The organism is Halomonas sp. AOP30-A1-24, assembly GCF_052378165.1.
Taxonomy (GTDB): Bacteria; Pseudomonadota; Gammaproteobacteria; order Pseudomonadales; family Halomonadaceae; genus Vreelandella; species Vreelandella citrativorans.
The window spans coordinates 64,936-89,042 of the sequence record NZ_JBQSXL010000018.1; the positions used below are offsets into that span (position 1 = coordinate 64,936).

The 24,107-nt window shown below is 50.6% G+C and carries 29 protein-coding genes; 11 read left to right on the forward strand and 18 right to left on the reverse strand.

Annotated elements, in window-relative coordinates; all coding sequences use genetic code 11:
- Nucleotides 1-5: 5 nt before the first annotated feature.
- Nucleotides 6-1,367, reverse strand: a complete 1,362-nt coding sequence (locus tag ACT3TJ_RS11590) for a cytochrome P450 (RefSeq protein ID WP_193053152.1) — start codon at nt 1,365-1,367, stop codon at nt 6-8.
- A gap of 345 nt (nt 1,368-1,712) precedes the next feature.
- Here ACT3TJ_RS11590 and ACT3TJ_RS11595 point away from each other — a divergent pair, with 345 nt between their 5' ends.
- Nucleotides 1,713-2,633: a glutaminase gene (locus ACT3TJ_RS11595; RefSeq protein ID WP_444665750.1), complete on the forward strand. Its 921-nt coding sequence runs from the start codon at nt 1,713-1,715 to the stop codon at nt 2,631-2,633.
- Between the two features lie 6 nt (nt 2,634-2,639).
- On the opposite strand, the gene ACT3TJ_RS11600 is transcribed toward ACT3TJ_RS11595, so the two are convergent.
- Together ACT3TJ_RS11600 and ACT3TJ_RS11605 are read right to left on the reverse strand one after the other, a co-directional pair.
- On the reverse strand, nt 2,640-3,152 hold the full coding sequence (locus ACT3TJ_RS11600) for an O-acetyl-ADP-ribose deacetylase (RefSeq protein ID WP_193053154.1): 513 nt from the start codon (nt 3,150-3,152) through the stop codon (nt 2,640-2,642).
- A gap of 18 nt (nt 3,153-3,170) precedes the next feature.
- Complete coding sequence (locus tag ACT3TJ_RS11605) at nt 3,171-4,028, reverse strand: methylated-DNA--[protein]-cysteine S-methyltransferase (protein ID WP_193053155.1); 858 nt, start codon at nt 4,026-4,028, stop codon at nt 3,171-3,173.
- 146 nt (nt 4,029-4,174) lie between these two features.
- On the opposite strand from ACT3TJ_RS11605, the gene ACT3TJ_RS11610 reads away from it, so the two are divergent.
- Both ACT3TJ_RS11610 and ACT3TJ_RS11615 read left to right on the forward strand, forming a co-directional pair.
- Complete coding sequence (locus ACT3TJ_RS11610; RefSeq protein ID WP_193053156.1) at nt 4,175-4,849, forward strand: LysE family translocator; 675 nt, start codon at nt 4,175-4,177, stop codon at nt 4,847-4,849.
- Between the two features lie 127 nt (nt 4,850-4,976).
- Entirely contained in the window at nt 4,977-5,579 is a 603-nt protein-coding gene (locus tag ACT3TJ_RS11615; protein ID WP_193053157.1) for a YqaA family protein, read from the forward strand.
- Nucleotides 5,580-5,615: 36 nt separating this feature from the next.
- On the opposite strand, the gene ACT3TJ_RS11620 is transcribed toward ACT3TJ_RS11615, so the two are convergent.
- Entirely contained in the window at nt 5,616-5,933 is a 318-nt protein-coding gene (locus tag ACT3TJ_RS11620; protein WP_193053158.1) for an antibiotic biosynthesis monooxygenase family protein, read from the reverse strand.
- Between the two features lie 317 nt (nt 5,934-6,250).
- Between ACT3TJ_RS11620 and ACT3TJ_RS11625 the strand changes: the two genes are divergently transcribed.
- From ACT3TJ_RS11625 to ACT3TJ_RS11635, 3 genes are all read left to right on the forward strand, one after another.
- Nucleotides 6,251-7,054 carry a helix-turn-helix transcriptional regulator gene (locus tag ACT3TJ_RS11625; RefSeq protein ID WP_193053159.1) on the forward strand — a complete coding sequence of 268 codons (804 nt, stop codon included), beginning with the start codon at nt 6,251-6,253 and terminating at the stop codon, nt 7,052-7,054.
- A 50-nt stretch (nt 7,055-7,104) separates the two neighbouring features.
- Nucleotides 7,105-7,560: a carboxymuconolactone decarboxylase family protein gene (locus ACT3TJ_RS11630; RefSeq protein ID WP_193053160.1), complete on the forward strand. Its 456-nt coding sequence runs from the start codon at nt 7,105-7,107 to the stop codon at nt 7,558-7,560.
- A 136-nt stretch (nt 7,561-7,696) separates the two neighbouring features.
- Nucleotides 7,697-8,482: a class I SAM-dependent DNA methyltransferase gene (locus ACT3TJ_RS11635; RefSeq protein WP_193053161.1), complete on the forward strand. Its 786-nt coding sequence runs from the start codon at nt 7,697-7,699 to the stop codon at nt 8,480-8,482.
- Here the strand turns inward: ACT3TJ_RS11635 and ACT3TJ_RS11640 are convergent, their stop codons facing one another.
- Together ACT3TJ_RS11640 and ACT3TJ_RS11645 are read right to left on the reverse strand one after the other, a co-directional pair.
- Nucleotides 8,483-8,887: a DUF4019 domain-containing protein gene (locus ACT3TJ_RS11640; RefSeq protein WP_172118231.1), complete on the reverse strand. Its 405-nt coding sequence runs from the start codon at nt 8,885-8,887 to the stop codon at nt 8,483-8,485. It abuts the gene before it with no gap.
- 214 nt (nt 8,888-9,101) lie between these two features.
- A complete protein-coding gene (locus ACT3TJ_RS11645) occupies nt 9,102-10,145 on the reverse strand; it encodes a linear amide C-N hydrolase (protein WP_193053162.1) in 1,044 nt (347 codons plus the stop codon).
- A gap of 272 nt (nt 10,146-10,417) precedes the next feature.
- Here ACT3TJ_RS11645 and ACT3TJ_RS11650 point away from each other — a divergent pair, with 272 nt between their 5' ends.
- The 3 genes from ACT3TJ_RS11650 to poxB are packed head-to-tail and all read left to right on the forward strand — an operon-like array spanning nt 10,418 to nt 14,082.
- Entirely contained in the window at nt 10,418-10,813 is a 396-nt protein-coding gene (locus tag ACT3TJ_RS11650) for a hypothetical protein (protein ID WP_193053163.1), read from the forward strand.
- A 21-nt stretch (nt 10,814-10,834) separates the two neighbouring features.
- On the forward strand, nt 10,835-12,337 hold the full coding sequence (gene mqo, locus ACT3TJ_RS11655) for a malate dehydrogenase (quinone) (protein WP_193053164.1): 1,503 nt from the start codon (nt 10,835-10,837) through the stop codon (nt 12,335-12,337).
- An 8-nt stretch (nt 12,338-12,345) separates the two neighbouring features.
- On the forward strand, nt 12,346-14,082 hold the full coding sequence (gene poxB / locus ACT3TJ_RS11660) for a ubiquinone-dependent pyruvate dehydrogenase (RefSeq protein WP_193053165.1): 1,737 nt from the start codon (nt 12,346-12,348) through the stop codon (nt 14,080-14,082).
- A 95-nt stretch (nt 14,083-14,177) separates the two neighbouring features.
- Here the strand turns inward: poxB and ACT3TJ_RS11665 are convergent, their stop codons facing one another.
- The 7 genes from ACT3TJ_RS11665 to ACT3TJ_RS11695 form a co-directional block, all read right to left on the reverse strand.
- Nucleotides 14,178-14,660, reverse strand: coding sequence for a YehS family protein (locus ACT3TJ_RS11665; RefSeq protein ID WP_172118236.1), 483 nt, complete (start codon nt 14,658-14,660; stop codon nt 14,178-14,180).
- A gap of 85 nt (nt 14,661-14,745) precedes the next feature.
- Nucleotides 14,746-15,168: a tetratricopeptide repeat protein gene (locus tag ACT3TJ_RS11670; RefSeq protein WP_193053166.1), complete on the reverse strand. Its 423-nt coding sequence runs from the start codon at nt 15,166-15,168 to the stop codon at nt 14,746-14,748.
- Nucleotides 15,169-15,353: 185 nt separating this feature from the next.
- On the reverse strand, nt 15,354-16,085 hold the full coding sequence (locus ACT3TJ_RS11675; RefSeq protein ID WP_193053167.1) for a glucose 1-dehydrogenase: 732 nt from the start codon (nt 16,083-16,085) through the stop codon (nt 15,354-15,356).
- 127 nt (nt 16,086-16,212) lie between these two features.
- A complete protein-coding gene (locus ACT3TJ_RS11680) occupies nt 16,213-16,488 on the reverse strand; it encodes a putative quinol monooxygenase (RefSeq protein WP_193053168.1) in 276 nt (91 codons plus the stop codon).
- Nucleotides 16,489-16,501: 13 nt separating this feature from the next.
- The gene (locus ACT3TJ_RS11685; RefSeq protein ID WP_193053169.1) at nt 16,502-16,948 is read right to left on the reverse strand and encodes a GNAT family N-acetyltransferase; all 447 of its coding nucleotides are present in this window, start codon (nt 16,946-16,948) and stop codon (nt 16,502-16,504) included.
- A 369-nt stretch (nt 16,949-17,317) separates the two neighbouring features.
- Nucleotides 17,318-17,878: a flavodoxin family protein gene (locus ACT3TJ_RS11690; protein ID WP_193053170.1), complete on the reverse strand. Its 561-nt coding sequence runs from the start codon at nt 17,876-17,878 to the stop codon at nt 17,318-17,320.
- 45 nt (nt 17,879-17,923) lie between these two features.
- Nucleotides 17,924-18,349 carry a VOC family protein gene (locus ACT3TJ_RS11695; RefSeq protein ID WP_193053171.1) on the reverse strand — a complete coding sequence of 142 codons (426 nt, stop codon included), beginning with the start codon at nt 18,347-18,349 and terminating at the stop codon, nt 17,924-17,926.
- 95 nt (nt 18,350-18,444) lie between these two features.
- Here ACT3TJ_RS11695 and soxR point away from each other — a divergent pair, with 95 nt between their 5' ends.
- Entirely contained in the window at nt 18,445-18,924 is a 480-nt protein-coding gene (soxR, locus tag ACT3TJ_RS11700) for a redox-sensitive transcriptional activator SoxR (RefSeq protein ID WP_193053172.1), read from the forward strand.
- Between the two features lie 129 nt (nt 18,925-19,053).
- Here soxR and sugE read toward each other — a convergent pair whose 3' ends face one another.
- Nucleotides 19,054-19,371 (reverse strand): quaternary ammonium compound efflux SMR transporter SugE, encoded by a 318-nt coding sequence (gene sugE, locus ACT3TJ_RS11705; protein WP_193053173.1) that lies wholly within the window; start codon nt 19,369-19,371, stop codon nt 19,054-19,056.
- Between the two features lie 223 nt (nt 19,372-19,594).
- On the opposite strand from sugE, the gene ACT3TJ_RS11710 reads away from it, so the two are divergent.
- Nucleotides 19,595-20,782, forward strand: coding sequence for a DEAD/DEAH box helicase (locus tag ACT3TJ_RS11710; RefSeq protein WP_193056803.1), 1,188 nt, complete (start codon nt 19,595-19,597; stop codon nt 20,780-20,782).
- Between the two features lie 135 nt (nt 20,783-20,917).
- On the opposite strand, the gene rho is transcribed toward ACT3TJ_RS11710, so the two are convergent.
- The 4 genes from rho to ACT3TJ_RS11730 form a co-directional block, all read right to left on the reverse strand.
- Entirely contained in the window at nt 20,918-21,877 is a 960-nt protein-coding gene (gene rho, locus ACT3TJ_RS11715; protein WP_193053175.1) for a transcription termination factor Rho, read from the reverse strand.
- An 86-nt stretch (nt 21,878-21,963) separates the two neighbouring features.
- The gene (locus ACT3TJ_RS11720; RefSeq protein WP_193053176.1) at nt 21,964-22,362 is read right to left on the reverse strand and encodes a GFA family protein; all 399 of its coding nucleotides are present in this window, start codon (nt 22,360-22,362) and stop codon (nt 21,964-21,966) included.
- 1,063 nt (nt 22,363-23,425) lie between these two features.
- Entirely contained in the window at nt 23,426-23,740 is a 315-nt protein-coding gene (locus ACT3TJ_RS11725) for a hypothetical protein (protein ID WP_193056802.1), read from the reverse strand.
- A gap of 32 nt (nt 23,741-23,772) precedes the next feature.
- Nucleotides 23,773-24,107, reverse strand: a 335-nt coding sequence (locus tag ACT3TJ_RS11730; RefSeq protein WP_444614732.1) for a hypothetical protein, incomplete at its 5' end; no start/stop codon positions are given.

The window sequence follows — 24,107 nt, forward strand, 5'->3', positions numbered from 1 at the left end:
CGCCCTCAGCCCTCCTGGCGTGATAAAGCATCTGATTGTTTAACCTGAAAACAGAGATGGAAGTTGCTTAATAACGCCGGCATGGGCTCATCTTCTGTGAGCCTGTCGGGCGGGTTTAACGTAAACGTGTGGTTGTTCATCAGCGCGGCCAGTACCGCACTGGTCACCAGCAGGACGATATTTCTTCCGGGACAAATACCCGGCCCTCCGCTAAAAGGCAGCAGTGGCCAGTGTTTAAGTTGCTCAGGGTTTAGCCAAATATCGGGCGCAAAGCGGTTGGCGATGTCCAATGTGCGGTCATCACGGTGAAAATAGGGCGCATGGATAAGCAGCGTGGTATTGGTAGGCATTTCGCCTTGCGACCAGCACGTTCGCTCTGTTGTTTCGCGCAGAATAAGGGGCGTTGTTGGCCACAACCGCAAGGCTTCCAGCACACAGGCTTGTAAAAAGGGGTTGTCTGGCGGTGGGGAGAGGTTAATTTCACGCTGAGCCCGTTCAGCCTGAGCCGGATGGGCGCATAGCAGCGCCAACGCTCGAAACGTCGCCATACCGGCAGGCTCAAACGCAAATAGCCACTGAGGCATCTGGCCCACAGGTTTTGCCTGGCTCCCGATGGCGTAATGGGACACCTTCGCCGCCAGGCTATTGGTTTCAGACTGATCGACATAGTGCGCTAAACGATTATGAAATTTTTGCCGTAACCGCTTGCGCTTGGGACGCATGAATCCCCAATTAGCAGCCTTACGCAGTTGAATAAGTTCTTGGGTGAGCGGGTAATCATCCCGAGCAGCATCCCCCAACACCACGCGACGCACGACACGGTTCCAGGCATCAAAAAACAAGGGCCAGTCCAGCTTATTATTATGATGATAAACGGCCTTTAAGAGTGCGTTTACCTCCTGCTCAGCCACTTGGGTAAAGTGATCAGAAAAACGGTGCATCGGACAACCGCTTTCTAAAACGTCTTCATTTAACCGCCGCCGCTCTTCGCGGGCCTTACCCTTTGAGATCAACGCTACATCCGGTTCAAAATGGGCAAGTGCGCTCTTTTTTGCTGATTCAGCCGTGGCGAAGGGCTCGGGCGTTTCCTCTATTACCCGGGTTGCATCATCCGGGTCTAATATCAATGCCATGGGTTTGAACGGTGTTTTAAAAAGTAGCGGGCCCTTTCCATATTTATTATTAAACGCCTGTACTTGTTTAATGGAGCGCTTGTCCAGTGCCCATCGCTCAGCAACGTGCATAACGCCTGGGCGGCGAATAATGACGCCCTTGGCAATATTGGGCGCCATGACCTTAAACAAGAACGATACTGTTTCGCTAAACGATGCCGTGGGCAGTGAATCGGTGACGGTTTCCTTTGCCATTAGCGCTCTCCTTTTAAATCGTCCATGAGAGCCAAGTCTAGATGCCCCTTAACGCACCGCAAGCGAAACGCTTTAAATCTTTAGCCTTTCAAACCTTTGTTAAAATAAAATAATTTTATGAGTAATAATTAAAGAAATCGGCAAATGCTTTTACCATCGTAAAACTAAAAAAATGGGATCTTTACCGATTGTTTGCTTATTTCACTATTTCGTACAATAAAGAAGAATAACCATCTAACTGCTCAAGGCTCTTCACTGGCCTACTAGCGATAGGCTTCTGGCAGACATTGCCGCCGTTTTCGGGTATTTTGGCAGCCCTCTTTTACCCAAAATTAACGGCTATAAATGCAAGATTTACTCAATGAGATCGCAAAGGCAATGGCCGCCGAAACCGAGCGTGGTAAGGTGGCCGACTATATCCCTGAGCTTGCTCATGTGGATCCCCAACAATTTGCCATTTCTCTTGCCACCGTAAAGGGCGAGCGCTATTCCGCCGGTTGTGCCACTACCCCTTTCTCAATTCAGAGTATCTCGAAGGTATTTACGCTGACGATTGCACTGGGAAAAATGGGTGATGCGCTTTGGTCCAATGTAGGCCGTGAGCCATCGGGTGATCCATTTAACTCTATCGTTCAACTTGAGCACGAAGGGGGCAAACCGCGGAATCCCTTTATTAATGCCGGAGCGATAGCGGTCGTTGACGCCATCATGATGGGTCATGAACCCAGGGAAACGCTTGCCGAACTGCTAAGCTTTGTGCGCTATATCGCGGACGACGACAGCATCTGCTTTGACCATACTGTCGCTGCTTCTGAAATGGCGCACCGTGACCGCAACGCCTCGCTTGCCCACTTTATGAAAGCATTTGGCCGCCTGCGCCACGATGTCGATAAAGTCTTGGGTACCTATTTTCACCAGTGCGCCATTGCCATGAGCTGCCAACAGCTTGCTCACGCAGGGCTATTTTTGGCGTCTGATGGCGTTAACCAGCCCAGCAACATTCGCGTCGTCTCCCCTCAACGAGCTCGGCGTATTAACTCGTTGATGATGATGTGCGGGCATTACGACGCCTCAGGTGAGTTTGCTTTTCGGGTGGGGCTACCAGGAAAAAGTGGCGTCGGTGGCGGCATCCTGGCAATCGCCCCAGGCCAAGGCGCCATTGCTGTCTGGTCACCAGGCCTGGATGAATATGGCAATAGTCTGCTGGGCACGAAAGCACTTGAAATGTTTGCTCAACGCACCGGCTGGTCAGTGTTTGGGCATTAAATCGCTTCAACGTCCAGATTGATCAAGACACGCTTCATACACCGCTAAATCCCCGGCAGAAAAGCAGCAAAACGTAACCGCCTCAACGGTAGAGCCCTGCCTTAGAGCCTCGCTCACCGTTGAGACAGCAATCCATGCAGCTTCTTCAATAGGATAACGGTATACGCCCGTGCTTATGCTTGGAAACGCCACCAAGCGTGCGTTTACCGATTCAGCCAGAGCCAAGCAGCGCTGATAGCAAGACGCCAATAATTCAGCTTCGCCGCGTGTTCCGCCGTGCCATACAGGGCCAACGGTATGGATAATAGTACGTGCTGGCAGTTTAAAGCCTTCGGTCAGTTTTGCATCGCCAGTGGCGCAGCCACCCAGCGTTCGGCAGGTATCAAGTAGTTCCGGTCCGGCCGCACGGTGAATGGCGCCATCTACGCCTCCGCCACCCAGTAATGAGGTGTTAGCCGCGTTAACAATGGCATCAACATGAAGCGTAGTGATATCGGCTTGTATCGCGGTAATGTTCATTTAAAACCTCCTTGTTGACTATTTAAATGCACCGAGCGGCTCCACTTCAGGTGTTAAGTGCGCCAGCTCCCAGGCCTGCACCATCTGCTTTTTAGCGACGCCCCAACGGTAGCCGCCTAACGCCCCGCTTTGCTGGATAACACGGTGGCAAGGGATCCATAACGCAATTGGGTTAGCACCCACCGCATTGCCTACGGCTCGCGACGATTTAGGCATGCCCAGCGCTTGAGCAATATGCGTATAGCTTGCCAACTGGCCTTCAGGAATGGTGAGTAGTGCTCGCCATACTGCGACTTGGAAATTGGTACCGGTCACGTGAAGCGATAACGTACCAGGTTTTGTTTTAGAAGTTGCCAATAGCGCATCCACCACATACGCCGTCGCCGCTGGGCGATGATTGAGCGAGCTTCGCGGCCACTCCTTGGCAAGCCGCGCCAGCAGTTCATCAGCGCTCGTAGCATCCACAAAGCCCATACGGCAAACGCCGCGCGGAGTCACCGCTACCAGCACGCTGCCCAAGGGCGTTGCATGCACGCCGTACTCGATACAGACGCCCTCCCCTTGACGTTTATGCTCTCCAGGCGTCACCGCTTCTAACTGCACAAAGTGATCATAAAGCCGAGAGCCACCGCTCAGCCCAAGCTCATGGGCAACATCCAGTAATGCCCGCGGCTCTTTTAATAACTGCTTACCCCTCTCCAGGGTGAGGGCCTGCAAAAAGCGCTTGGGCGAAATACCTGCATAGCGGCAGAACAGGCGCTGAAAATGGTAGGCACTTAAATGCACATGAGCCGCAACCTCTTCCAAACTGGGTTGCAATACCGCCCGCTCGACCATGTAGACCATCGCCTTTTCGATACGCGCATAATCATCCATTGCCGGTTCCTCTGTGTGATACCGAAGCTCTCCTAGCTTAAGCGCTCCCTAGCGGCCTGCCGACCCGAATCTTGCGCATATCAATTTTATACAATACGCCGTCGCCACGTCATCGCATACTCCCCTCACTGTTTAGGAGGATCACAATGTGCATTTCGCTATTACTCCCCATGTCAGCCTTTGCCCTTGCCGCATCCATTTCCCCAGGCCCCGTCAATTTGATATGCCTCAGTAGCGGCACCCACTACCCTATTGTTAAAGGGTTAATCTTTGTGACAGGAGCCACACTAGGGTTTATAGCGCTGTTTCTAGGAATTGGTGCAGGGCTTTACGCTTTACTCACCACCGTGCCTCTACTTGAAGTGTTACTTCGTTGGGCCGGAGTAGCGTTTCTGCTTTATCTAAGTATCAGGTTAGCAATGGATGACGGCAAGTTGCCTGTGCAAGCAACCACCAAACCGCCTGGTTTTATAACAGGTGCGCTCATGCAATGGCTAAACCCCAAAGCATGGATTGCATCGGCGTCTGGCATTGGCGCTTATACAATGGGTAACGACCCGGCTCAAATAGCCATGTTCGCGGCGCTTTACCTGCCTATTTGCTGGTTATCGTTAGCCAGCTGGGTTTACGCGGGGGCTTTCTTAAAGCGCTACATTCAAACGCCTCGATTGTTAGTCGCTATTAATCGACTGCTTGCAGCGTTATTGGCTGCTAGCTGCCTATTTTGCGAAGCTCTATATACGGCATTTTGGGTCACGCCAAAAAACAGGAGCTGCGAAAGGAGAAGAGTGTGGGGGCATCTGTTATATCTCAGCCAATAAGAGAAGTGATGAAGAGTAAAATGACCCTACCGCCTGCGTGTCGCCACCTCACCGCTCACGCTAGACAATACCATGGGACTGACCCAGTATGTACCGCCGTATTAGTCCGCCGATGTAGACCCCATCCATGGCCATTATCTCAAAAAGTCCTAAAGTGTGGTTCGAGCGCATTAACGGCTCAAAGAATATGCTATGGCTACTGGGCGTGTTCTCATTTCTTGAAACCATTATTTTACCCATTCCCATTGAGCTAATACTCATCCCGCTAATGGCAGCCAACAAGCAGCGGATCTGGCTTTTGGCTACCATCACTACATTGGGCTGTCTGATCGCCTCCCTGGTGGGCTACAGCGTAGGCTTGCTGTTATTTACGTCGGTAGGCACATGGTTTATCAACGTCACCGGTATGCAGGAGAGCTTTCAGGCGTTTCAACTGTTTTTTAATCAATACGGTTTCGCTGCCATTATAGCCATGGGCATCCTGCCTATCCCCTTTCCGATAGCCATGATAACGGCGGGCATTTCGGGCTACCCTGTCTTGCTATTCTTGCTGGCGGCATTAATTGCTCGTGGCCTGCGCTACTATGGCTTAGCCTGGCTGGTTTATCGCTTCGGTAATCGAGTGCTGTTGCTATGGAAGCGCCATGCGTTGTTTACCAGCTTGATAGGCGGCGTAATAGTGCTGTTGATTGCTCTGGGGCTACAAGCACTCACGCGCTTGATGATGTAACCGACATAAAGCAGAAGACTAGGGAAGTAGCATCCGCTAGATGCCGTAATCCCGCTCAACCTTGGCAATCCGAGTTTTAAAGTGCTGATACCACTGCTGATGCCCAAGCCGCTGTGCTTCTTTATGTTCGGCATGCGCCTTCCACGCTTTAATCGAGGCCAAGTCAGCCCAGTAGGAAACCGTAACCCCCACCTCATTTCGAGCCGATTCAACGCCTAAAAAACCTGGCTGCTGCATGGCTAACTCAACCATACGCTCCGCCATGTCATCATAGCCATCTTCAATATCCGTGCGCACGGAAGTGAAGATAACGGCGTAGTAAGGGGGTTCTGGAGTCGTTGAGATAAGGGCCATGAAGTTCTCTTGAGCTGAAAGCAGTTCAAAAAAGCATACCGTAGGCGAAGCAGTAGACTCCATAGCTAATTATTGGTGTTTACTCATCAAATCAATATCGTTGCGCGTGAGATGGTGCTTTACCTACGGCACAGCGGGCAAGAGCCCCAGCTTGACGCTTGTTTTGAAGGGCTCAACCACGTGGATTGATGATTAAACAGTTCATTGCGAAGTGAGAACTTCACTGTCCAAGCATAGCCACTTTCCCAGCCCCTGTGTTTAGGCTTTAATACAGCTTATGCGATGAAGTCCATTCATCAACAAAGCAGGTTGTCGCCATGGCCCACTTTATTCTGCCCGGTAACGCCGTTCATTTGAATTTCCAGCAGCGCCTGCCCAACACCAACCTTCGCACATGGGTGCAATGCCTTTGGTCGATGGGCGGGCAAAGCACCCTTGCGCACCCCATCGTAGAAAAGCTTTACCCCGATGCAGGCGCCAGCCTCACCATTCACCTTGGAAGCTCTCGTCCCATCGTCACGCTCTGCTTTAACAGACACATGTTGCTTGAGACGTTTGATACGTCCACCCCCCGGATGGGCATTCGGTTTAAACCGACCAGTATGTATAGCCTCCTGGGCTTAGCCCCGGAACAGTGTATAGACGCGCATCTTTGCTTGGGCGATGACATAAACCCCTCCTGGATGGACAGTTTAATGCCGGTGGTGGAGCGCCTTTATCAGCTTGATGCACCCAAAGGATTAGCCCTGCTTGAAACATGGCTTCTGGGTTTACTCAAAAGTCGACTAACGAGTAAAAGCCCTGTGCCAGGAATCATCCAGGCGATTAACCAGTTACAGCTCCCACCTGAGCAGTTAGCTGCCAATGTTGGGTTAACCCGACGCACCCTGGAACGTCGATTAAAACGTGAAGTCGGTGTCTCGCCAGGCGCGTTGGTGACGTATGCTCGCCTCAACCGAGCGCGACGGTGCTTACTTGAAGCTGACCGGCCGCTATCAGAAATAGCGCTCCACTGTGGCTACTATGATCAGCCACACTTTACCCACGCCTTCCAATCTTTTACCAACGAAACACCCGCCTCTTACCGCCAGCGCAAGTTGTCGCAAATTTACAAGGCGTAGTACGCACACCTTTATAAGCTGAGACCTCACCAATCAACGAGGTCACTGCCATGTCTCAGCGTATTTCTCGACAAGCCGTTTACAAGCTAACCCCTCGCCTTGCTAAACATTTGGTGCCTCTGGGCGAAGTAGCGGCTAATAGCGCGGTAACGCCTGCCATCATCCACCTCGTTAAGCTACGCGTTTCCCAAATCAACCAGTGCTGCTTCTGCCAGCATATGCATACTCAGGAAGCCCGAGACGACGGCGAGCATCAGGTAAGACTGGATGTACTGCCTGCCTGGCGGGAAGCCCCCTGCTTCAATAAACAGGAACGTGCAGCCCTTGAGTGGGCCGAAGCGCTTACCTTAATCAGCCAACAGTCTGTTAGCGACAGCGTCTACCAGAATGCTCTGGCTGCCTTTGGCGAACAGGACCTTCTTGAGCTAACCACGGTGATTCTAGCCATTAATAGTTGGAACCGGGTGGCGGTAAGTATGCAGTTTGCGCCTGACATCTCGCTATAAACCGAAAAAGACATCGCAAGCCTGTGCGACGGCCTGCGATGTCTTGATCAAAATTCCCTTCCGCACGGCTGGCTTCTAAAAGCCACTCCACTCGTTTACTATGCGCCACCCTCACTCCCAAGCTACCCAGGCCGCCATGTCCTTTAACGCACTCTATACCGACCTTTCTGGCTATTACGATGTGATGTGCGAAGACATCGACTACCGGGCGCAAAGCAACGCCGTGCAAAGGCTTCACCAAATTTTTGGTAACGGTGGCAACCTTCACCTCGATGTCGCGTGTGGTACCGGGCCTCATGTTCGCCATTTTATTGATAATGGCTATGTGAGCAGCGGGCTGGATATTAACCAGCCCATGCTGGATATTGCTGCCACACGTTGCCCTGAGGCCCAGTTTACGTGTCAGGACATGGGCAACTTCCAGGTAAGCGACCCGCAGGATTTGATTACCTGTTTTTTATATTCGATTCACTACAGCGACGGAATTGAAAAGCTCAAAGCGTGTATTGAAAGTGCGCACAGCGCCTTAATGAGTGGCGGGGTTTTCTGCTTCAACGCAGTCGATAAAGATAAAATCGATAACAATCTGTTTGTGAGCCACACCGTTAAAAAAGCCGACGATGCCTTCACGTTTCGTTCCGGGTGGCATTACAGCGGTAGCGGTGAAAAACAGGCCCTCAAACTTAGTATTGCAAAAACCAACGCGTGCGATACCCAAGTATGGAACGATGAGCACCCCATGGTCGCGGTTAGTTTTGCTGAGCTAATTACGCTGCTTGAGCCCTACTTTGAAGTGCATGTATTCGAGCACAACTTTGAAGCTATCACGCCGTGGAACACCACTTCGGGGAACGCCATTTTTGCCTGCGTGAAGATTCACCCCCCCACGGTTGTAGCAACGGGGCAATCCACTTGTTGCTGATCAGTTCACATAGTACCCACTTACTTTCCAAACGCCGTCTTCAAAGTGCGGCGTAATGGTTTCGGTAATATCAGACTTGTTGGCAAAACGCGTTTGGTAGATGAACTTTTTGTAATCATTTTTGGGAGCGCCGGGCATAGAGGTTTGCGTGATGACGCGTGTGCGGCGTCTTGCCTCCACCGACCCGAAGTCACGGCGCGCTGCGCTAATGATCCGCTCTAGCATACTGGGCGAAAGCGGACTCTTAAGAAGCGGTGATGACTCCTCCCAAGCCAGCTCATACTCGCCACTATCGATTGCATCAAGCCATGCCAGCGCCGCGGCCTCAGCCGCATCGGTGTTCGCTTGAGCATACGGTGCCAGCAGTAGCAGGGCTGTAATGAAACAGATCACGATTTTTGGCATGGATAACTCTAGGCAGCGATCAGTAAATAGGTGTGCTTAATTTAATATCGGTACCAGCCGCCATTACTTTAGTATTAATCACAATAATCGAACAAGCTAACCGCAGTTTTTTCTATCCCTTGGCTTTATTAAGTAAGAGAAAGCCCCCTGCGCTAACCGCGACACAGGGGGCTATTTCATGCGCTAACTAGCAAAAAAATGCCCTTAACGCACCTTACAGGCCAGCAAACTCAAAGGGCTCGGCGTCCTCAAACGCGTTGACCGTATTGCCTGCATAAACACTGTTATTCTTGAGGCTCAGTTTGCGAACAGGCACGCCCTCAGTAAAGTCGGCATCCTTCATATCCACCCAAAACGTGTTAGGCGTAAGTGCCGTCTCGAAATAATAAACAAGGTGTTTCTGATCAGATACCGCTCTCCACCTGGTGGAAGAAATATTCGGCTCCTCTTCTGATGAGATGCCGAAAGGAACAGACGCATTGCGAATCACGCTAAATGCACTGCCAACAGCGACTCTTGTATCGCTCGTTTTAGGGATGGCATCCATGTAGAACGACGCTCTGACAAATCGATCTGCGGCACGGTTTGTGCCAGGCAGCATGACCAAACCACCGATCTGTCTCCAGTAGTCATCCAGCGTCAGTTGCTGCTCGAAGGTGGGCGAGTTTGTCACCACATTGTATGACGTATCGTGATGAATAGTGAGTTTACCGCCGATATACTCAAATATTGCGCTATCACCCTTGGCATCTGAAATTGACAAGTGAAGCGTAGCAAATCGAGTGGTGCCCGGTATTTCAGCAGAGACGACCACAAAGGGCTCATCGCGCAGCGCCTCCACCGCCTCATCAACGGTCGCAAAATTATCCAAAACATACTGGACCCAGGCAGCCACGGAAAGCCCCTCGTCATCCGGCCCAAATTCAGGATACTCTGCCTCAGCAAGCCATAGCAGGTTAGCCACCAAGCCTTTTTCGTTCATGCCATCAGTGCTTGAGATATCAAACGCGCTGGTAACGACACTTCCATACTGGGATGTCCAAGTAACGGAGTTGGGTCCAGCCGCACCATCGCGCTCCATTCCCTTTGGAAACAGCCATAGGTTCGGATGTATTTCGTCCCTCCAATCCATGGAGCGCGCCGTGATAATCATGTCATCAGGGCCCTGATATACCGCGCGCGTGCATGCATCCGCTGTGATGGCCACGAACAAGGCACACATGCTTGCCGCTAGCGTTAATTTTTTTTTGATTCCCATGGTGGTTTCCTTTTATTTACAAACGTTATAGAGCCTGCCAGAGATAATTGGCGGCTAACCAGAAAAGCGCCAACCCCTTTTTTATAAAAAGAATAGCGGCATGGAATCCCCAGCCCATGCCCATATTTAAATTATCAAACCCACTTCACCTTAGGCATAAATTTAGCTTTGGTCACGCACCTTATTGCACAAAATCCGAACTAGTATTTAAACTCAGATGATTGTTCTATTTTTCATCATGTTTTGTCACTACTCACAATCAGGAGTCAGTAATGTTCCGATGTGTAAGGTTATGGACAGGCAGTAACCATCAATCGTGTTTTGAAGAAGGATGGATTGATCTTCCCAAAGGTGAGCGCCATGACTTGCTCAGTGATGTCATCGAAACGACCAGCATCTCCTTTCGCGAAACAAGCGAAGGCGGCAGCTTTAGCTGGCATGACGCTCCTAACCGTCAATTCGTCTTAACGCTTAGCGGCACACTCACTTTCGAGACGCGCACGGGCGACTCATTCACGCTGCACCCCGGCGACATTTTATTGGCGGAAGACACCACAGGTGGCGGCCACCGCTGGCATCTAATCGATAACCAGCCCTGGCGACGCGTGTATGCCATAGTGCCGCAGGATATTGACCTTCCCTTTATCAGCGCATCAAGCAAGTGCTGAGTTCCTAAGCGGAGAACGTTCATGCCTACATCAGCACAGATTCCCGAGCGGGCAGATATTGTAATGGTCGGCGCGGGCATCATGAGCGCCACGCTCGCAACTCTTCTCAAAGAGCTAGAACCTTCACTCAAGATTGTGGTGCTGGAAACACTGAAAGATTGCGCCCAGGAAAGCTCCAATGGTTGGAATAACGCAGGTACCGGGCATGCCGCCAACTGCGAAATGAACTACACCCCTGCTCGCTCAGACGGCACGGTTGATATCAGCAAGGCGCTGGAGGTCAACACAGAGTTCGATATTTCACGCCAACTCTGGACCTATCTGGTCAAGAAAGGGGCCATTCCCAACCCACAGGCATTTATTAATCCCTGCCCGCACATGAGCTTTGTCTGGGGCGAGGATAACGTCAACTATCTACGCCAGCGCTTTAAACAGATGTCATCGCACCACTGCTATCACGGCATGGAATATAGCGAAGACCCCGCGCAGATTGAGCAGTGGACCCCGCTCATCATGGAAGGACGCAGCGATGGCGAGCCCGTCGCGGCGACGCGTATCGTATCAGGGTCTGATGTCGACTATGGCGCGCTTACCCACCTGCTGTTCGACCATTTGTCGCAGCAATCCGGGTTTGAAATTCACTACTTAAAGCACGTACAGGATATTACTCGACAAAACGACAACCGCTGGTGCGTGAAAATGCACGACACGCACAGCAAGCACCATGAAAGCATTCAGGCTGGGTTTGTTTTCATCGGCGCGGGTGGCGGCGCTATCGAACTGCTGCAAAAGTCTGGCATTCCTGAAGGGCACGGCTACGGCGGCTTCCCCGTCAGTGGTATTTGGCTACGCTGCGATATAGACAGCATTAGTGAACGTCACCACGCCAAGGTGTACGGCAAGGCGGCCCATGGCTCGCCTCCGATGTCAGTTCCCCACCTGGATACGCGCATTATTGGTGATAAAAAATCGCTGCTGTTCGGCCCTTACGCCGGTTTTTCATCGCGCTTTCTCAAGCAAGGTTCTCTAACGGACATGTTCCGTTCGGTACACCTGGATAATGTGATGCCCATGCTTGATGTTGCAAAGGATAACTGGCAACTAACGGAGTATCTGGTCTCCCAGGTACTGCAAAGCAAGAGCCACCAATTTGAGATGCTGCGCCAATACTACCCAATGGCACGCCATCACGACTGGACCCACGCCGTGGCGGGTCAGCGCGTGCAAATCATTAAACCCAGCCATGAAAAAGCCGGTGTGTTGGAGTTTGGCACCGAGCTAATCGCCTCATCCAATCACTCCCTCGCCGCGTTACTAGGCGCTTCTCCTGGCGCATCAACGGCGGCCTTTATCGCGCTAGAGGTATTGGAGAAATGCTTTGCCGACAAGCTAACTGCTGATGGCTGGCTCCCCCAACTCAAGACGATCATTCCCACCTACGGCATCGACCTTAAAACGGATAAAGAGGCCTGCTACGACACGCGCAAGCAAACAGCCGCAACGTTAAACCTGGACTTTGTTTGAGGTCTCTCATGTCTATCAAAAACGTATCTGATTTAGTGATCGAAACGCTGGTGGAAAGTGGTGTTGAGCGGATCTACGGCGTTGTCGGCGACAGCCTGAATGGACTAACCGAGGCCATACGCGAGCGGCCCGGCATCGAATGGGTGGGCCTACGCCATGAGGAAGTTGCCGCATTCGCCGCCAGCGGCGAATCACAACTAACCGGTAGCCTAGCCGTTTGTGCCGGCTCTTGCGGTCCCGGCAACCTGCATCTTATCAACGGCCTGTTCGATGCCCACCGCACGCGCACGCCGGTGCTGGCCATTGCCGCGCATATTCCCTCTTCAGAGATCGGCGGCGGCTATTTCCAGGAAACCCACCCCCAAGAACTATTTCGTGAATGCAGCCACTACTGTGAGCTGGTCTCCGACGCCAGCCAATTACCTTATGTGCTGGACAATGCCATCCGCGCCGCCGTTGGGCAGCGTGGCGTTGCGGTCGTGGTGTTGCCTGGTGATGTTGCACTGCGCGCCTCACCGGTTAAAACGGTAACGCAGCGCCATGGCTTATTACCCCCCACGCCACGTGTGGTGCCCGCCAAAACCGAAGTGGAAGCACTCGCCAAACTACTCAACGATGCAGAGCGCATTACGCTTTTCGCTGGCCGAGGCTGCGCCGGTTCACACGCCCAGCTAATGCAATTGGCCGATGCGCTTAAGAGCCCCATCGTGCACGCACTCGGCGGCAAAGAGCACGTCGAATACGACAACCCCTATGATGTCGGCATGACCGGCTTTATCGGGTTCTCATCAGGTTACGCGGCCATGCAGGAGTGCGACCTGCTGCTGATGCTGGGCACGGATTTTCCGTATAAACAGTTTTTACCGCAAAAGACCAACGTCGTGCAGGTCGATATTCGCCCTGAAAACCTGGGCAGGCGCGCCAAGCTGGCATTGGGCGTGGTCGGCGATATCGGGTTAACCATTGAGGCCATTCTGCCGGCGCTTCATACGCGCACTGACCGGCACTTTCTGGATGCAGCGCTGGCCCACTACGTTAAAGCGCGCGAAGGCCTGGACAAACAGGCGCAAAATCACTCGGCCCACTCACCTATCCACCCACAGTACCTTGCGCGCTTGTTGAGCGAAAAGGCCAATGAGGATGCGATTTTTACTGCCGATGTAGGAACGTGCACAGTCTGGTCGGCACGTTACCTTAAAATGAACGGCCAACGTCGTCTTATCGGCTCGTTCTCGCATGGCTCGATGGCTAACGCCATGCCTCAGGCGATTGGCATTCAGTACGCGCAGCCGGGTCGGCAAGTTATTACGTTCTCCGGCGACGGTGGCCTTTCCATGCTGATGGGCGATTTACTGTCACTTAAACAGCACAACATTCCGATCAAAATCGTCATCTTTAATAATGGAGTACTCGGCTTCGTTGCACTTGAAATGAAAGCAGCCGGTTTCATTAATACGGGCGTAGACCTGGACAATCCCGACTTTGCTGCCGTTGCAAGCGCAATGGGCATTTATGCCCGTCGTGTTGAAAACCCTGGCGAGCTGGCCGATGCCATCGACAATGTATTAGCCCACGATGGCCCCGCCGTACTTGATGTAGTAACAGCCAAACAAGAGCTGGTACTGCCGCCCACCATCGGCATGGAGCAGGTCAAAGGGTTTAGCCTCTGGGGGCTACGTGCCGTCATGGATGGCGGCATGCACGAAGTCATTGATCTGGCCAAAACCAACCTGCTAAAGCGTTAGGTTCTGTTTAAAAAACGCTTAACAGCAAATGGCCATTCGCATTGAATGGCCATTTTTACTTCTGAAACCCTGTAAATCGCAGCGGCGTGACAACCTCAGACTTCTTCTGAACCCCTGGATTCAGGGCGTTGCTGGAACTGAAGACCCATTAAAAAATTACGCAACACCTGGTCTTTACACTCACGATAATTTTTATGCGTAGGCTTGCGGAAGAAAGCACTTAACTCGTGGTTGCTCAACCGAAACTCGGCCTGCTCAAAAATAGCTAGAATATCATCGGCTTTTAAATTCAGCGCAATGCGCAGCTTCTGGAACACCATATTGTTGTTCAAGTTACTTTCTGGCGCGGGCTGCTCGCCGTCGCGCTTCCCACGCTTATAGCTAATAAATCCGTTAAGAAACGCGGCCAACTCGCGGTCTCTCATTTTGAGGAATTTTTCGTCTTCCTCCTTTTTCAGCCACCCGGACACCTGCTCCTCAGATACTGTGAACTCTGCCAGCGCGAAAACTTTCAATACGGCAGTATCTTTTAAATCAAAGCAGTACCGGATACGGCGAAAAATATCATTATTGGTCAAACGATAGCTCCTGGTCTTAGGAAAACCCAGCACAATCCCGTTGGATGTGCATTTATCAAGATCATCATGGTAACAACAAAGCCAGCTATTTCGCTGTCAGTTTTTCAAGCAGCTCATCAATTTCTGCTTTCAAATCTTTATCTTCAATCTTGTTGGCACTGATTTTGGCATTTTTCAGATGTTGAATAGCAGCCTCTTCCTGGCCCAACTCAACCTGCAGGGTCGCCATTGAAAAACCGATAGACGACAGGTGGTCTTTAGCATTGGCGACCTCGGCTTTGTGAAGCGCCTTTTCATACATCACCAGCGCGTCATCCAGCTCTTCGGTAAAATCCGCCAACGTTTCCCACTGCTCCGGATGATCCTTATCGGTATCTTCATGCTCGATACAAATAGCGTTCAGCTCTGCATAAAGCGAATCAAACGTCTCTCGATCGTCCTTCTCTGCCGCCTTCATCAGCTTTTCAGCCAACTCATAAACGGCCTTGTAAATTTTGGTATTGATCATGTCAGCTACCTTCTACAGTAAAATGAGAATCGACTGGTAAACTCGCCGATACGACCCGATATGCGCGCCCACACTACGGCAATGGGCGATGGGCCGCATTATACCCATGAAGCGCTCTCTTGAAGGTTTTTCCGACAGTAACGTCGAGTTGGCGATTGAAAAAGCCTCTACTCGCTTAAGACAAACTACCGACCACCCGCAATATCAATAAACGAGCCGGTCACATAAGAAGCCTCATCCGATAGAAGCCAAGTGATAGCCTGAGCAACCTCTTCAGGGGTGCCGCCACGTTTTAAAGGGATTTGGGGCGCCAAGCGCTCAACCCGCCCCGGTTCACCGCCATCGGCATGCATATCCGTATGGATAAAGCCTGGCCGCACTCCGTTAACGCGAATACTCCTGTCAGCAAGCTCAAGAGCCAAGCCTTTGGTCATCGAATCCATCGCACCTTTTGATGTGGCATAGTCAATATACTCAAACGGCGCACCGGTGCGTGCCGCAGCGGAAGAGACATTGACAATCGCGCCCGCTCCCTCTGCCTGATTGATAAATGCCTTCGAACATAGAAAAGCACTCATCACGTTGGCGCTCAACACCTTCTGAAAGCGCTCAGCACTAATATCGGTAAACACAGATTGGGTATATAGAATGCCCGCGTTATTAACCAAGTGCGTTACTTTTCCCAACCGCTTTCGGGTTGCCTCAAACAGTGAATGCACTTCACTTTCCACTGAAACATCCGCTTGGAAGACCATCGCTCTACCGCCCGCTTCAATAATATGCGCCGCCACTGCGTCTGCTGCTGCTTTATTTTTAAGGTAATTAACGCAAACGGCATACCCTTGGCCCGATAACCTAATTGAAGTAGCGGCGCCAATACCGCGCCCTCCGCCGGTTACGATGGCGACTTTTTTCACAAGAATTCCTCGAAAAATGGTGATATTAAGGGGTTACCTTGCAGCGAGGGCGCATCTCAGGCAAGTTTTACTGCGTCGCAAAACCGCCTATCGAAGTCTCTCTTGATTAGTAAAACGATACGATAACCTACTCAAACACATCGTAATGGCGTTTCACGTTACGGGTTAGCTTGCCCCAGTCAGAGCTTGCCACCCGCTGTTGATGTTCCTCAAAGGCTTTGCGGTCAATAAATTCCTCATAAACATCAAAACGGCACGGGTCAGTTTTATCTTGAGTAACCTTAAACGTTATGCAGCCAGGCTCCTCAAGAGTAAGTTGGCGGTGAGTGTTAAGTTCGGCTTGCACGCCATCAAGATCGCTACCGGGAACCTCGATAAACCCTTTTAAGGTTACTTTTGCCACTGAACTCACCTTTTTATAGCGTTACGTACAACCGCAGCGCGTCTTGATGCTGTATGCCATCTTCAAGAATCGGCTCAGGGTAATTATTCAGAAAATAGTTTTTAACCACATGATCAACTCTAAACCCATGGCGTTGGTAATAGGTCAGTTGATATCCAAAAGTGCCGGTACTTAATTCCACACGCTGTATTTTTTTGCTTTTCAGCTCAGACAAGGCAAAGCTCAACAGTCCAGAACCAAGGCCCTGCTGCTGAAATTCCGGGTAAACCGAGATATTAAATATTTCAGCGATGTCGGTGTTAATAGATTTTGTGACACAGGCACCAACGACGTTTCCGTTTAGCTTTGCCGCGAAGCACCAAGCGCCATCCAGATAAGATGCGATGCTCTGTTCAGAAGGATCGGCTTCCAGTAAAAGCTGGGTGGGAATGTCACTGGCATTGACTTCTAGATAGTCCATTCTTATCTCAAGCCCATAACGATGGAGATTAGTACCGCTGAGTTACAGCATTCATGGAGGCCTTTATTAGCTACCCATGTACTCCAAAATTTCATACGAGTAGGCATATTTAAATGCCCCTGTGATGTCGATTCCTATTTCAGAATAAAGGCAGTATGATAATTATGCCTGTAACCCCGTGCGCCCTTGCATGTTCCACCCCACTTTAAGTGCCACTTCATAGAAAGCTTTAACTTTATCTTATGTTTTGGCGCGAGATGCTTACGAAGCTCATCATTCATTAAACACTTGTCATATTCAATGTGCTGTCATTCAATGCACCGCTCTGTTTCATACTATCCCGTTTCACAAATTTGCACGTTCTCTCCTTCAAGCCGCGAGCTTTTTAGCGGTTTGTACTACCCGCTGACCTAAATAACGCGCAGTAAGTAAGTCCGTTTCATTGAGATCAGTATCCACGGAATGGGCAATAAGCCCGGACTGTGCACCAAGCCTGTTACGCATTGCAGGATCATAGTTGCCCGGTGTATCCAGACCCACCCAAAACATACCGTGTTGACTAGCGAACACTTGCAGGTACTGAATCGTACTCAGTTGATCACCACTTAAGTTAGCACCAATGGTAAAACCCGCGGCAATTTTGTTTGCCCATGCTTGCCTTGCCCACCACTCACTTGTGGCATCCGTAAACGCTTTAAACTGTGCTGATACGCAGCCCATATAAGTAGGTGAGCCAAAGATAATCGCATCAGCATTATCGAGTTGCCGCAGCAGCTCGATGTTACGGAAACGCCCTTCAACAATATCGGCGCCAACAATTTCTACTGTGACCACTTCAACACCAGGCTCCATTGCAGCACCTGATGCAATCGAGTGGGCCAGCTTTTTGGTAGTGCCTGTTACAGAATGAAAAATGACGACGACTTTCACTACAGTATCTCCCTTCCGTTGCTCTGATTCTTTCTACACTGCTGGTTACTGCGCATCGCGATTTAAATTACGTTCTGCCGGGATGTCGCTCAGATACTCAACAAACTCCACCTCAAACCCCGCTGGATCAACGAAGTAAACGTTTTTACGAAACGGCTCGGTGGCACCCGGTTTGGCAACGGAAAAGCCCGCGTTATTTAATCGAGCCACTACGGCATCCAGGTTATCGGTCACGTAGGCAAAGTGCGCCAGACCAACACTATGGCCTTCCAGCGCTCGGTTCTGTCCTTCGCCATGATCGCTTAACGCCAGGTAATGCCTTTCATCACCAAAGTGCACCCACTTGCGCGGTTTGCCGTACCACTCACCCTGCCCCTCATCGCGTATATGCCAATGTGGGAAGGCAGCGCGGTAAAACTCCAGCATGGCATTCATATCAGCAACGACCAGATTCACGTGTTCCAAGTACATATTGCTCTCCTTGCGTGGGTTCGGATAAAAGGTTAAAACCTCAACCCAAGTTGAGGTAAAGCTTTTTTTGAACCAGAAGAAAAACGGGAGCGAGAATGGCGGAGGCAAACTGGAGTGTCGGCAAAGTCGCCAAGCGCTGCGGCATTAATATCAGCGCCCTGCACTTTTACGAACAGCAGGGGCTAATTCAAAGCTCGCGCAATGCGGGCAACCAACGCCGCTATAAACCGGAGGTGCTAAGGCGCATTTCAGTGATTAAAGCCGCGCAAAAAGTGGGCGTCAGCCTGGACGAGGTCAAGCAAGCTTTCGAGTCTCTGCCCAATAACCGCACGCCCACGGTGGAAGATTGGCAGCAGCTATCCCGGAACTGGCAGCGCATGCTGGATGGCCGCATTGCCTACCTGCAAACGCTGCGCAATAACCTCAGCGGCTGTATCGGCTGCGGCTGTTTAAGCATGACCCGCTGCCCGCTGTATAACCCGGATGATGAGTTGGCGGAGGCAGGTAGTGGCCCAGTACTGTTGGATCAGGCGGAGGAGCGGGCTGCCGGTGATAAACATGATCAAGCGTCATGAACAATAACGGTGGCATTAACAGAGCAGATTTCGACAACGTACTTTCAACAACGTACTCCCGGTGGCCTTTCGGGTAGCACGCCCCGGTACGCTTAATGAACGGGCAGCCACTAGCGGTTTCCATGGATATCAGGCGTGGGCGAGTTTAAGCCCGACAAGCCCCGCAACGATCAGCGTTAAACTCATTAATTTGAGTACGCCCAAAGATTCGCCAAACAGCACGATGCCTAAAATGGCCGTCCCCACTGCGCCAATCCCTACCCATATCGCGTAAGCGGTACCCACGGGCAGGGTTTTCAGCGCCAAGCCCAGCAGTAGAAAACTCGCCACTAGCGAAAGTAGCGTCCAGGCAGTCGGCCAGAGTTTTGTAAAGCCCACCGAATATTTCAGCCCGATGGCCCAGCCAATCTCCAGAAGGCCCGCTACAAACAATATAAACCAGCTCATGTATTCCTCTTCGTCGATTGCTTAATCAATTCTCTGACTCGATTATCTCATAATGGCGTACGGCGTTGCGGGTCAGCCTGCCCTATTCGGAATTTGGATGCGGAGCAGCAAGGCATGTGCAAAGTTCACGCAACACGGTAAATCAGCGCTACTACAAGCACTACGTTATACTGCGACATATTTTCATTTCGACACCCCTTACGACATCCCGTCAGAGCCCCCTATGTCATTTGCAAAACTAGGCTTATCCAGCCCACTAGTTCAAGCGATTACCGAACTAGGTTACAAAACCCCGACTCCCATCCAGGAACAAGCGATTCCTGCCATTCTTTCGGGTAACGATTTAATCGCCACCGCACAAACCGGAACAGGCAAAACCGCAGCCTTTGTTCTGCCTCTGCTAGAACGGTTCAGTACAGCGGGAACGCTACGTGGCAAACGCATCCGTGCGCTGATTCTCGTACCGACCCGCGAGCTAGCGGTTCAGGTTGAAGCCAGCGTGGCTCAATACGCTAAACATCTGCACTTAACCTCCATGGCGGTGTATGGCGGTGTTGATAGCGAACCTCAAAAACAGCGCTTGATAGAAGGGATTGATATCCTCGTCGCCACACCGGGCAGGTTGCTGGATTTGGCGCATCAGCGTGCGCTGCACTTTGATGAACTCAAAGCCATGGTGTTGGACGAAGCGGACAGAATGGTCGACATGGGTTTTGTCGACGATATCAACAAAATCATTGAACGCCTGCCTGAAAACCGTCAGAACCTGCTGTTTTCGGCCACCATGAATGGCGACGTTCGGGCGCTGGCCTACGGTTTTTCAGACAGCAAGATGACCGACCTGGCGTCTGAAATATCCATTTCTCCCAACGAGCGCGCCGCCGCCAGCATCAAGCAATGGCTAATCGCGGTAGACAAAGACACCAAGTCCGCCCTGCTGAGCCACCTGATTAACGAGCAAGCGTGGGATCAGGCGCTTATTTTTATCGAGAAAAAACACGGCGCGGCCAAGCTGGTTGACCAACTCGCAAAGCGTGGTATCAAAGCGGATTCCATTCATGGCGACAGAAGCCAGGCCATGCGCGAAAAGATTTTGGCGCAGTTCAAATCTGGTGAGCTAAAGTACCTGGTCGCCACAGGGGTTGCCGCACGGGGTTTGGATATTGGCGAGCTAAGCCGTGTGGTGAATTACGATTTACCCTTTCAGCCAGAAGAGTACATTCACCGTATTGGCCGAACCGGCCGTGCGGGTGCCTCTGGTGAAGCTATCTCGTTTGTCGCCTTGGCTGACTTTAAAAATCTTTGTGCCATTGAAAGGCGATTAAACAGCATCATTGAGCGCAGAGAAATTGAAGGCTTTCCAGTTCGAAAAGTAGTGCCCGCTTCAAACCTGAACTTTAAGAAAAAGTAACCGTTAAACCATAACAAAGAAGCTCACCTCTTAACGAATAAAAGGTGAGCTTCTCTGCTAAAGGCGTTTGCAATTAAGGCCTGTTTTACCAAGCCATGGGTAAACATGTGTGGCCATTAAAGGTCTTTCTAACGACTAGGCGGAGCCTGGTGAAAACGCGTCCAATAGCTCGGCATTGGTTGGATATTTCCCTAATAACTCAAATAACTTCTGCGCGCCTTCGACTGGCTTGAGCTGGGTCAACGCTCTACGCAGTGTGCGTACTTTTTCAATATCCTTTGTATCAATCAAAAGCTCTTCTCGGCGGGTACTACTCTTGGAGATATCTATGGCCGGGAAAATCCTCTGATTGGCCACCTCGCGTGACAGCACAATCTCCATATTGCCCGTGCCCTTAAACTCCTCGAAAATCACCTGATCCATACGGCTTCCCGTATCTACCAGCACGGTAGCCAGAATCGTGAGCGACCCACCGTTTTCGATCTTTCTCGCGGCGCCGAACAACTTGCGGGGTATTTCCATCGCTCGGGCATCCAGCCCACCCGTCATCGTGCGGCCATTGCCCCGCTGCTCGGCGTTATGAACGCGTGAAAGCCTAGTCAGCGAATCGATCACGATCATCACATCGTGCCCCTCACCCGCTTGCTTACGCGCCGCCTCAAGGAGCTTATCGGCCATACGCACATGGTGGGTGTAGGTTTCATCTGAAGACGACGCATGTACCTCTGCCGACACGCTGCGCTTGAAGTCCGTCACCTCTTCCGGGCGCTCATCGATCAGCAAGGCATACAGCTTGATATCCGGGTGCGCCTCGGCCACGGCCTGGCAGATATGTTTGAGTAGCGTCGTTTTGCCCGAGCCTGGCGGTGCTACGATCAAGCCGCGTTGGCCCATCCCTATGGGCGTGATCAAGTCCATCGCTCGTACGCTGCGCTGACTGGAACCCGCTTCTAAATCAATGCGTGGGGACGGATGGATGGCGACGCCATTTAGAAAGCGTTTTTCGGGGTCATCGGAGAATTGATCTTCAACTTCGTTGGCGGGCTTGGCTTCTTGCTGCCGTTTGACTTTCAAGCCTAGTATTTTTCTCGTCATAAGATTGGTGGATCGCCTTGGGTAAGCTGGGTGCATAGAGTAATGGCTGGGCTTTGAAAATGATATTAAGCCTGAGCAACACTGCCTCAGCCGTTCTCGGTGAACTGGGGCAAGTCATCGGCAATCTCGTACCACGGCGCCTTGTTGCCCACGAACACATGGCGGCCTGGGCGCGCACCGGGGTCGGTGTCGAGGGTGCCAAGAGGAAGCGCGTAAACCTCCGGCTTTTCAGTGAACCGGGTATGAATGCTGGACCCACAGGTCGAGCAGAACACCTTGAACTCCCCGGGCGATGACTCGTAGGTTTTAAGCAGCTCTTCGCCTTTGACGGTTCGCCAATGCTCGGACTGCACCTTGGCACAGGTTCGAAACGCGGCCGCGTGGAGCTTGCGGCACATTGTGCAATGGCAGTAGTAGACGTCGGTAAGAGGGCCTGTTATTTCGTATTGGACGCCGCCGCATAGGCAGCTACCTGATAGGGTCATTTTTTCAAACTCTCTATTTGATAACACCGCGCTAAGTAATGAGCGACGTCTACCACCTAATCAAAACCATTGCTTCGTAAACAAAAACTCAGCCTGAGCTAAAAATGGCGGGCGTTGCGAAATCTGCCTTAAACGCTTTTTTATACTGTTGAGCTACGCTGCTGTTCTTTAAATTTCCTTATTGACAGTCGAATCGTTTTTCTTGACTCAAACTCTGAAATGCAAGAATAGTGCAACCACTCATGGATATGTTTTGGCTTACCTTTGAAGGCAACAAATGAGCGAAATTTTGCGTACCATTGAAGTTGTCGAGAATCAGTATAGATACGGGTCATAATAAATGCTCTTTCGTACGCCAAAAAAAAATAAAACACATACACATATAGCAGTAAAGATACAGATAACAATATTGGCACCAAGAAATCCCTGAATATATCAATACTGATAAACCTACCTGGCTCATCATATATATTTAAGATCGAGCTGATGAAAATCAAGGTTCCCATTATGACTAAAATATTGTCACATACTTTTCGTACTTGCTGATACTCAGGTTTGTTTTTAACAAATGCACTACAACACGCCAACAATGTAGCTGTCGTTACTAAAATAAATTCAGTTATAAAGCCGTAAGTATGAAACGCTACGAGGAACTCAACTAGTATAATGAGCTTAACCTGAGAGCTTAAAGATATTTTCAAATACTTTTGGGGATCGGTTATTTTGGTCGTATTCATAAGCTGAACAAAACCGATAAAGAAAAACCACAGTATCGTATTTTTAAGCTACCCTATATTCCAAATATTAATACTATAGAGCAGATATACAACTGCTGAAATATATAAAAGAAAAGTCAAAGTGGTTATCAGTATGGCTTTTTTGAAAAAAGGATTTGACGACTAACTTTATAGCAGTCAGAACCTCCTTACTTTTTATAGACGCCCAAATAAAGACGACTATAATAAGAGCAGCTGTAGCTAACTCTCGATTATTAAAAATATCCAATCACACTTCTGAGCGTAAAAACGTTATAACGCTGTCACTGTGCTTGGCCTTGTTAGCCTTACAGCTTTCTAACCATTCTTTTGAAATTTTCTCGGTGAGCTTTTCGTGTTGCCAACTCACTAACCAGGAAGGCCAAACATACGCTGATTTCATTTGCTCTTGTGAGACATTCTTCATCAGACAAACTGTGCACACCTTGGCTTAGCGCTTGGTATAGGCGCCCTAATGGATTTAGACCATCCGGCTTGAGGTGTTCGGGTAATGCTCGGTTTGCCACTTTAATCTTTTCGCTCATTGGTGATTCTTTTCGAAGCTCATCTATGGCTTCTAGGTCTTCACTTTCGGTCTCAGAAGATTGCGCATCTTCCTGCACAAGGTCCAGCAACCTATAAATGTTGTTCTCTACTATTCGGCGGAATAAGCGAAGGCAGCGATCCCGTATTCGTGCGAAAGGCAAACAATGGCTTTTTCATAATTATCGCGATCGCCTTTCAAGAACCTCTGAAGGTTACGATCCCTGTTTAGCTTGGCTCTAGGTAGCTCTCCAAATTTCTGTATCCGAATAAAACCCTCACCAAGCAGTTGCTCCACCAGATACAGACGATGCGATTTCCTGCAAGAAACACATGAGAACTCAAAACATGAAGTGCCAGACTCAAGAGCTTTTATCGCCATGCCAGCGCCACTGCCTCGGGGACGCATGTCTTGAAAAGGGCGAATCTGCTTGCAGACGTCACAAT

Excerpts from the sequence above, each read along its gene's own strand:
- ACT3TJ_RS11645 (WP_193053162.1), bottom strand. The coding sequence starts at position 10,145 with ATGGGAATCAAAAAAAAATTAACGCTAGCGGCAAGCATGTGTGCCTTG.
- sugE (WP_193053173.1), bottom strand. The coding sequence starts at position 19,371 with ATGAGCTGGTTTATATTGTTTGTAGCGGGCCTTCTGGAGATTGGCTGG.
- ACT3TJ_RS11620 (WP_193053158.1), bottom strand. The coding sequence starts at position 5,933 with ATGGCCCTTATCTCAACGACTCCAGAACCCCCTTACTACGCCGTTATC.
- ACT3TJ_RS11610 (WP_193053156.1), top strand. The coding sequence starts at position 4,175 with ATGTGCATTTCGCTATTACTCCCCATGTCAGCCTTTGCCCTTGCCGCA.
- ACT3TJ_RS11685 (WP_193053169.1), bottom strand. The coding sequence starts at position 16,948 with ATGGACTATCTAGAAGTCAATGCCAGTGACATTCCCACCCAGCTTTTA.
- ACT3TJ_RS11600 (WP_193053154.1), bottom strand. The coding sequence starts at position 3,152 with ATGAACATTACCGCGATACAAGCCGATATCACTACGCTTCATGTTGAT.
- poxB (WP_193053165.1), top strand. The coding sequence starts at position 12,346 with ATGTCTATCAAAAACGTATCTGATTTAGTGATCGAAACGCTGGTGGAA.
- ACT3TJ_RS11650 (WP_193053163.1), top strand. The coding sequence starts at position 10,418 with ATGTTCCGATGTGTAAGGTTATGGACAGGCAGTAACCATCAATCGTGT.
- ACT3TJ_RS11720 (WP_193053176.1), bottom strand. The coding sequence starts at position 22,362 with ATGACCCTATCAGGTAGCTGCCTATGCGGCGGCGTCCAATACGAAATA.
- ACT3TJ_RS11640 (WP_172118231.1), bottom strand. The coding sequence starts at position 8,887 with ATGCCAAAAATCGTGATCTGTTTCATTACAGCCCTGCTACTGCTGGCA.
- ACT3TJ_RS11605 (WP_193053155.1), bottom strand. The coding sequence starts at position 4,028 with ATGGATGATTATGCGCGTATCGAAAAGGCGATGGTCTACATGGTCGAG.
- ACT3TJ_RS11670 (WP_193053166.1), bottom strand. The coding sequence starts at position 15,168 with ATGATCAATACCAAAATTTACAAGGCCGTTTATGAGTTGGCTGAAAAG.
- soxR (WP_193053172.1), top strand. The coding sequence starts at position 18,445 with ATGGCGGAGGCAAACTGGAGTGTCGGCAAAGTCGCCAAGCGCTGCGGC.
- ACT3TJ_RS11695 (WP_193053171.1), bottom strand. The coding sequence starts at position 18,349 with ATGTACTTGGAACACGTGAATCTGGTCGTTGCTGATATGAATGCCATG.
- rho (WP_193053175.1), bottom strand. The coding sequence starts at position 21,877 with ATGACGAGAAAAATACTAGGCTTGAAAGTCAAACGGCAGCAAGAAGCC.
- ACT3TJ_RS11710 (WP_193056803.1), top strand. The coding sequence starts at position 19,595 with ATGTCATTTGCAAAACTAGGCTTATCCAGCCCACTAGTTCAAGCGATT.
- ACT3TJ_RS11615 (WP_193053157.1), top strand. The coding sequence starts at position 4,977 with ATGGCCATTATCTCAAAAAGTCCTAAAGTGTGGTTCGAGCGCATTAAC.
- ACT3TJ_RS11625 (WP_193053159.1), top strand. The coding sequence starts at position 6,251 with ATGGCCCACTTTATTCTGCCCGGTAACGCCGTTCATTTGAATTTCCAG.
- ACT3TJ_RS11590 (WP_193053152.1), bottom strand. The coding sequence starts at position 1,367 with ATGGCAAAGGAAACCGTCACCGATTCACTGCCCACGGCATCGTTTAGC.
- ACT3TJ_RS11595 (WP_444665750.1), top strand. The coding sequence starts at position 1,713 with ATGCAAGATTTACTCAATGAGATCGCAAAGGCAATGGCCGCCGAAACC.
- ACT3TJ_RS11635 (WP_193053161.1), top strand. The coding sequence starts at position 7,697 with ATGTCCTTTAACGCACTCTATACCGACCTTTCTGGCTATTACGATGTG.
- ACT3TJ_RS11630 (WP_193053160.1), top strand. The coding sequence starts at position 7,105 with ATGTCTCAGCGTATTTCTCGACAAGCCGTTTACAAGCTAACCCCTCGC.
- mqo (WP_193053164.1), top strand. The coding sequence starts at position 10,835 with ATGCCTACATCAGCACAGATTCCCGAGCGGGCAGATATTGTAATGGTC.